Source organism: Eubacterium sp. MSJ-13 (genome assembly GCF_018918235.1).
Classification (GTDB): Bacteria; Bacillota; Clostridia; order Lachnospirales; family Lachnospiraceae; genus Butyribacter.
In genome coordinates, this window is record NZ_JAHLQE010000042.1 from 1 (window position 1) to 7802 (window position 7802).

Genomic DNA, 7802 nt, shown 5'->3' on the forward strand with positions numbered 1-7802 from the left:
AATTTTCATTCACCATTTTTTCACTTTTTGCAAAATAAAACGCATCTTTAGAAATTTTTGATGTAACTGTTCCATTGATATTTTGAAAAATTCCTTTTTCACAAAGTTTTTTCAGAACCGTATATGTGGTTGATTTTTTCCACCCTAATTCTTTCCCACAGATTTTTGTCAGCTCTCCCGATGATATTGGTTCTCTCTCCCATATTATATCAGCAAACTTTGCCTGTACTTCACCTAATTCAATATCCACTCCATATTCATCTCCTTTCTGGTCTATTCATAATAGACTAATTGGAGTCTATCATTGATAGACCAATTTGTCAAGAATTAACAGCAACTCGAATATAACAAAAAATATGCCTGAAATAATCTCACCGTTTTTCCGGTTTGAGAAAATTTCAAGCATATTTTTAATAGCTTCTTCAAAATATATTATAACCCATACATCATATTTATGCATTATAGCATAGCTATTTTTGAAACTCGATGCATTGCAGTTGCAAATACAAAATAAATTGGTAATTTATGTTAAATCAGATATTCGCAATCCGCTTTACTTGCAAGTCCCCACCCACCACTTATTGCTCTACGCAATAGAAGTGTGGCTTGCCTGATAGTGTTAAATTACAGTTTCCAAATATCCTCATTATACTGTGCAATAGTCCTGTCTGATGAGAAGAAACCTGCCTGACTGATATTTACAAGCATTTTCTTCGCCCATGCCTCTCTGTCATTAAAGTCTGCATAAGCTTTTTCCTTTGTTTCTACATAGCTGTCAAAGTCAAGGAATGTCATAAACCAGTCTTTATTTAAAAGTTCATTTTTAAGACGGTTAAGCTGTGTCTCATCACCAACTTTAAGCATCTCATCACCTGTGATAAAATCAACTGCCTCTTTAAGCGCAGGATTTTTTTCATAGTAGTCTCTTGATACATAATCAGAGTTTGCATAATGTGCTATTACCTCGTCACTCTCTGCTCCAAAGATATAAATATTGTCATCGCCAACAAACTGGTGGATTTCCACATTTGCTCCGTCCTCCGTACCAAGTGTGATTGCTCCGTTAAGCATGAATTTCATATTTCCCGTTCCACTTGCTTCTTTTGATGCAAGCGAAATCTGTTCTGAGATATCACATGCCGGGATAAGTCTTTCTGCCATTGTTACATTGTAGTTTTCTACCATTACAACATTGAGGTATTTGTTCACCTCAGGATCATTGTTGATTATCTCCTGTAAACATAAGATAAGATGAATGATATCTTTTGCTATAACATAAGCTGGTGCTGCCTTTGCACCAAATATTACTGTAATAGGAGTCTCAGGTATATTTCCCTTCTTGATTTCGAGATATTTGTGTATTACAAACAATGCATTTAACTGCTGGCGTTTGTACTCATGGAGACGCTTAACCTGAATATCAAATATTGAATTAGGATTGAGCGTAATGTCCTGAGTTCTCTTTATATAATCTACAAAATCTGCCTTGTTATCTGTCTTTATCTTAAGGAGTGTGTCGAGTGCATCCTTATCTGAAAGATATTTTTCAAGTTTTTTAAGTTCCTCTGCATCTTTTTTATAGCCGTCACCTATCCATTCTGTGAGCTGATCTGTAAGTTCAGGATTGCAGTGAAGAAGCCATCTTCTGAATGTGATACCGTTTGTTTTATTGTTAAACTTCTCAGGATAAATCTTGTAGAAGTTGTTAAGTTCTGATTTTTCAAGGATTTCTGTGTGAAGTGCAGCTACACCGTTTACACTGAATCCGTAATGAATGTCGATATGAGCCATATGTACTGTATCATTTTTGTCAATGATAACTACGCTCTCATCATCAAAGCGGCGGCGTACTTTATCGTCAAGCACCTCAATAATAGGTACAAGCTGTGGTACAACTTCCTTGAGGAATGAGATAGGCCACTTTTCAAGTGCTTCTGCAAGAATTGTGTGGTTTGTGTATGCACAGGTCTTTGAAACAATCTCAATCGCCTCATCCATATCAATTCCTTCTTCCATGAGCAGACGGATAAGCTCAGGGATTACCATTGTAGGATGTGTATCATTTATCTGGATTACCGCATAATCATATAAATCGTGGAGATTGCTTCCCTTTTTCTTGCACTCATCTATTATAAGTTTTGCACCATTGCTTACCATGAAATACTGCTGATAGATTCTAAGTTTTCTTCCGTCATCATCACTGTCATCAGGATAGAGGAATAATGTAAGATTTTTTGCGATATCCTTCTTGTCAAAATCAATGCCATCTCCTACAATACTATCATCTACTGTATCAAGGTCAAACAATTCAAGTTTGTTTGTTCTGTTGTCATATCCTGTTACATCTATCTCATACATTCTTGACTGAACAGTAAAATCCTTGAATTTTACAGGATAGCTTACATCTGTTTTTCTGAGGAATGTATTCTCCTCTATCCATGGATTTGCAGTTTCTTTCTGCTTATTATTTTCAAATACCTGCTTAAATAATCCAAGATGATAATTAAGACCGATACCTGAACCGTTAAGTCCAAGACTTGCTATCGAATCAAGGAAACATGCTGCAAGACGGCCAAGACCACCATTACCAAGTGAAGGCTCCGCCTCAATCTCCTCAATCTCCGCAAGGCTTATGCCGTTGTCAGCAAGGACTTTCTTTACATCTGCATAAATTCCGAGATTTATAAGATTGTTTGAAAGAAGTTTTCCAATCAGAAATTCTGCTGAAATGTAATAAATTTTCTTTCCTGTATCTTCCTGCACTTTTTCCTCTGACATATCTTTTGTGATATTTAAAAGCGCAACATAAATTTCCTGCTTGCTGCTGTCAGCAATGCCTTTTCCAAGTTTCTGCTCTAAAATGTTTTTGATATCCATGATAATCCTCCATTTTGTGATAAGTTTTGCACGTATTGTTTACTTTGTAACTGATTCTGATTTTCTCTATCTCTTATCCATATCTTCATTCACAATCCTATGTGAATATTTAGTTTCGATTACCTGACACAGTTTTGTGTGTGGTAACTATTTACTTTGTGACTATAATATATCATTTTGATAAGTGCAGTTCTTGTCTTTTCCTAGCACGATATGATACAATACTATCATTTAGAGATATTTTTTGAGAACGGACGCAAAACTGTTGTATGCTACAACCACACAATCCAATTTAGATTTATGACAGTCTCGCTGTGTATTGAAAAATTTTATAATATAAATACTGGATATATACGATAAGTAATAAGTATTTTTGTTTATATATTTACTGTTATTTTTAATATAATAAAAATATCTTTTGGGGAGGTTTTTATACGAATGAATCAGATTGAAAAAAATAAATACCACGAAACTAAGTCTCATTCTAGTGAGGAATTTTTATTTAATACTTATCCATGTTCTATTCCTACGGATTTTCCGAGTGTTCCTCTGCACTGGCACAATGATATGGAACTTATTGTTATCAAGCATGGTTCGGCAAAAGTTACGCTTAACCTTACTGCTCATCAGCTATCGGCAGGGGATATTCTGGTGGTTCTCCCTGAAAATCTTCATTCTATTGATTGTGCTATCGGTGACAGACTGGAGTATGAGAATATTATTTTTAAAAAGGAACTTCTCAGTTTTGCGACAAATGATATAACTATGTCTGAATATCTGACTCCTTTTTTTAATGGTGATTTTCCCATTGTAACTCATGTGCATATGGGATATTCTTTTTATTCCCATTTTGTGAAGATTATAAATACTATGGATGTTCTGTGCGATAAAAAAGAGTTTGGCTACCAGCTTGCCATCAAGTCATGTCTGCTGGAACTGATACACATTATGATAAGGCATCCGCCTAAAACAGAAGTTAATAAAAAATCAGAAAAATCGGTGGATAAGGTAAAAGAGATACTTACTTATATGGAACAGCATTATAATGAAGAAATTCCGATTGAAAAAATAGCTGATGTATGCCATTACAGTCCATCTCATTTTATGAAGTTTTTTAAAAATCATATGGGAACGAGCTTTATCAAATATCTTAATGATTTTCGCCTGATAAAAGCACGAACCAGACTGCTCACCACTGAGGACACTGTACTTGAGATAGCCGGTGACTGTGGTTTTAACAATCTGTCGCACTTTAACAGGCTTTATAAAAAGAAATATGGGATAACGCCGTCTATGACGAGGGAAGTGTAAATCCATAAATGTAAACGGCAACATTATTTCTCATACTTTTCAATCTCACATTTATGCATTTTATCCTTTTTGTCATATGTTATTCCTACAATAAGTATATCACCGGTATATGATAAAAGAGACTTTGAATACTGTTTCTGCTTAATCTGGTCTAATGCCGTCCGTACATTTTTATTCCATTTAAGTTCAATCACTAATGCCGGATAAAAATCTGTGTATTCCGGTTTTGGCAGATATACAAAATCAGCAAATCCCCTGCCTGCCGGAAGTTCACGAATCGGTGTAAAATAATATTTCATTGAACTAAGATACGCAATAGTCAATACGCTGCTAAGTGAATTTTCATCATTGTATTTAATTACTGATGCATATTCCATATGAATTTTTTCAACTATTTCCGATACTTTTTTCTTATCCATATCTAATGTTGCATCTAAAAGATTATCTGACTGCCTCTCAAATTCAATAAACTCTTTCCACTTCTTCTGTCTTGTTGCTTTTAAAAGTTCCTGCCTTACTTCCTCATTTGGTATATACGCACACCTGTGCTTCTCATCATATGCCAGATACCCTAAGTGTATAAGATATGTTATTACATCATCCCTGTTTGAAAAATTTACTGCGTCATTCTGAAATGTTCCAGTGTCAACCTTAACCATGTCTCCTGAAATCATCTCAATTATTGCATTTTTAAGTCCATCAAAATTTTTACTTATCAATGGTATTATTGTTTCGTATGATCCCGTCTGCGACCAATAACTCTGAAAAGACCTTTTTGTAACAACACTTACAACTGCTTTTGGATTATAAATATGGTATTCTCCAAGCCGATAACCATCATACCAATGTTTTACTTTTTCAAAATCTGTTCCATATTCATCACACAAAGTTTTAACTTCATCCTGTGTAAAACCTATGTACTTTGCAAGCTCACCAGCATCAAGCATAGTGTATTCATCAAAATTATTAAGTGCAGACTGTGTCTTTAGTTTTTTTATAGGCAAAATACCCGTAATATAAGCAAGACCTATATATTTCATAGGTTCAGTTCCTTTAAAAAGACCCCTTAAAAAATTTATATACTCATCCTGAACCTCAAATTCAGCGGCCTCATCCCTTATCAAAACATCCCACTCATCAATAATTATTATAAACTGTCTTCCTGTCTTCGCATTTATATTCGATAACGCATCGGGCAGCGAGTTCATTTTTTCAGAAATAATTTCCGGAAAATCATCTCTTAACTCATTTAATATATTTTTAGTTATATAATCAACGAACTTTTTTGGATTTCCAGCAGGTTCTAAACACCACTGCACATCAAAATGAATTACATCATACTTATTTAAATTTTCCTCAAAGCCCTCCAAACTTCCTATTTTTAAATCTGAAAATAATTCCTTTGAATCGCACCCTTTACTGTAATAGGCTGTAAGCATATCTGCTGTAACAGACTTTCCAAAACGCCTCGGACGACTGTTGCAAATAAAAGCTGCGTTCGTATTTATCACCTCATTGGTAAAATCAAGAAGTTCCGTCTTATCGATATATATTTTAGAATTTAATGTCCTTTTAAATGCTGCATTATCCGGATTTAAAAATCTACCCAATCCCCAACACTCCTTTCTGAAATCTTTACAATATATACTTTTCCTCATGTCGGCTAAATGTTCATTCTACACAAGCCATACATTCAGATAAATTTTGAAAATAACTCAATCTATCTAAAACTGATATTTATTAGTAAAAATTTTTTATAAAAATCTAAAATATATTTTTTATCTTCATACGAAAGTTTATCAAAATCTTGTATTATTTCTTGCACTTTTGTTTGTACTTTCATTATAAACTCTTCGCATTCTTTTTGATTGTGTCCAGTCATAAACAACTTACCTCCCTTCTTTATCTTTAACATTATTATACATTATTTTTTGACGAAAAAAGCGACAATTTAACGACACAAAAACGACAGTTTAACCTTTTATCTCTCAATAAAACAAAAAGCTGCGGAATTACTATAAATCCACAGCTTTTTCTAACTTCCTTGATAGTGTTAAAGTCTTCCATACAACTTCATTTCCCCATGAAGCACTTCTGCCAGCGTATCATTATACGCTCCCGGCAAGCATCTCCAACTCCAGTTTTTATCACTGAGAGTCGAAGGTGTATTCATTCTTGCATACCTTCCAAGCCCGAGAATATCCTGCATCTGCATGATCGCAGTATCAGCTATACAAGCCCACGCTGTTCTCATCACGCCCCAATGATAACCCTCTGCTTCTGAAAGACGCATATATCTCTTTGCGTATTCCGCATCTTCTTTTGAGATAGCTTCAAACCATCCAAGAATCGTCTCATTGTCATGTGTTCCCGCATACACTACACAATTCCTATTGTAGAGATGAGGAAGATATCCTGATTCTGTATCTCTGCTGTCAAATGCAAACTCAAGAACTTTCATTCCCGGAAATCCTGTATCCTTGAGAAGCTGTCTGACTGAGTCTGTCAAGAATCCCAAGTCTTCTGCTATGATAGGAAGTTCTCCGAGTTTTTCGTTTATTACATTGAAAAGGTCGATTCCCGGCCCTTCTTTCCACTCCCCGTTTCTTGCTGTTTTTTCACCGTAAGGTATAGAATAATATGCATCAAATCCTCTGAAATGGTCAATGCGGAGAATATCATATATCTTTGTCTGGTATGCTATCCTATCAACCCACCAACTGTAACCCTGTTCTTTCATAAGTTCCCAGTTAAACAATGGATTTCCCCAAAGCTGACCGTCTGCTGAAAATCCATCAGGAGGACATCCTGCAACACTTACAGGCATAAGGTCATTGTCAAGCTGGAACTGTTCAGGATTTGCCCAGACATCTGCACTGTCAGATGATACATAGATAGGAATATCACCTATTATCTTAATATTATTCTCATTTGCATATGCTTTTAATCTTCTCCACTGTCTGAAGAATAAAAACTGTACACATTCCCAAAATCTTATTTCCTCTTTTAATTTTTCTCTCTCTACTGAAAGAGCCTTGTTGTCTCTTTTTCTCAAAATTTCAGGCCATTCGAGCCATGATACCCCGTTCTGCTCATCCTTTATAGCCATAAATAATGCATAATCAGGAAGCCATTTTTCATTTTCTGCTCTAAATTGTGAGAGTTCTGCCTGATATTTTTCTTCTGCCGCTTTTGCAGCTTTCCTTAATACATCAAACCTTTTCTGATAGAGAAGACCATAGTCTGCTTTTTCAGGGTTGTCACCCCAATCTATATTTTCATAATCATTTTTTTCAAGTAATCCCTCCCCACACATGTCATCAAGGTCTATCATATACGGATTTCCGGCATATGATGAAAACGACTGGTATGGTGAATCTCCATAACTTGTAGGACATATCGGTAATATCTGCCAGTATGCCTGCCCTGCTTTATGTAAAAAACGGACAAATTCTCTCGCTGCCTCTCCCATAGTCCCGATACCATAAGGTGATGGCAGTGATGTTATCGGCATTAAAATTCCTGCTTTTCTCAAAATATTTTCCTCCTTTTACTTTTATGTACTCTCGGAATCTTCTCAAAACGAATCCTTTCGGCTGGATTTCCGATATACT

General features: G+C 35.3%; 6 protein-coding genes. 1 reads left to right on the forward strand and 5 read right to left on the reverse strand.

What is annotated here, in order from left to right; all coding sequences use genetic code 11:
• Positions 1-250: BlaI/MecI/CopY family transcriptional regulator (locus KQI69_RS02660; protein WP_216563739.1), on the reverse strand; the 250-nt coding region annotated here is incomplete at its 3' end.
• Between the two features lie 374 nt (positions 251-624).
• Positions 625-2877: a glycogen/starch/alpha-glucan phosphorylase gene (locus tag KQI69_RS02665; protein WP_216563740.1), complete on the reverse strand. Its 2253-nt coding sequence runs from the start codon at positions 2875-2877 to the stop codon at positions 625-627.
• A gap of 438 nt (positions 2878-3315) precedes the next feature.
• On the opposite strand from KQI69_RS02665, the gene KQI69_RS02670 reads away from it, so the two are divergent.
• Entirely contained in the window at positions 3316-4188 is an 873-nt protein-coding gene (locus tag KQI69_RS02670; protein ID WP_216563741.1) for an AraC family transcriptional regulator, read from the forward strand.
• 23 nt (positions 4189-4211) lie between these two features.
• Here KQI69_RS02670 and KQI69_RS02675 read toward each other — a convergent pair whose 3' ends face one another.
• The 3 genes from KQI69_RS02675 to malQ all read right to left on the reverse strand — a co-directional run bounded on the left by KQI69_RS02675 (position 4212) and on the right by malQ (position 7726).
• Positions 4212-5798: an AAA family ATPase gene (locus KQI69_RS02675; protein WP_216563742.1), complete on the reverse strand. Its 1587-nt coding sequence runs from the start codon at positions 5796-5798 to the stop codon at positions 4212-4214.
• Positions 5799-5908: 110 nt separating this feature from the next.
• Positions 5909-6070: a hypothetical protein gene (locus KQI69_RS02680; protein ID WP_216563743.1), complete on the reverse strand. Its 162-nt coding sequence runs from the start codon at positions 6068-6070 to the stop codon at positions 5909-5911.
• 171 nt (positions 6071-6241) lie between these two features.
• The gene (malQ, locus tag KQI69_RS02685) at positions 6242-7726 is read right to left on the reverse strand and encodes a 4-alpha-glucanotransferase (protein WP_216563744.1); all 1485 of its coding nucleotides are present in this window, start codon (positions 7724-7726) and stop codon (positions 6242-6244) included.
• Positions 7727-7802 lie beyond the last annotated feature (76 nt).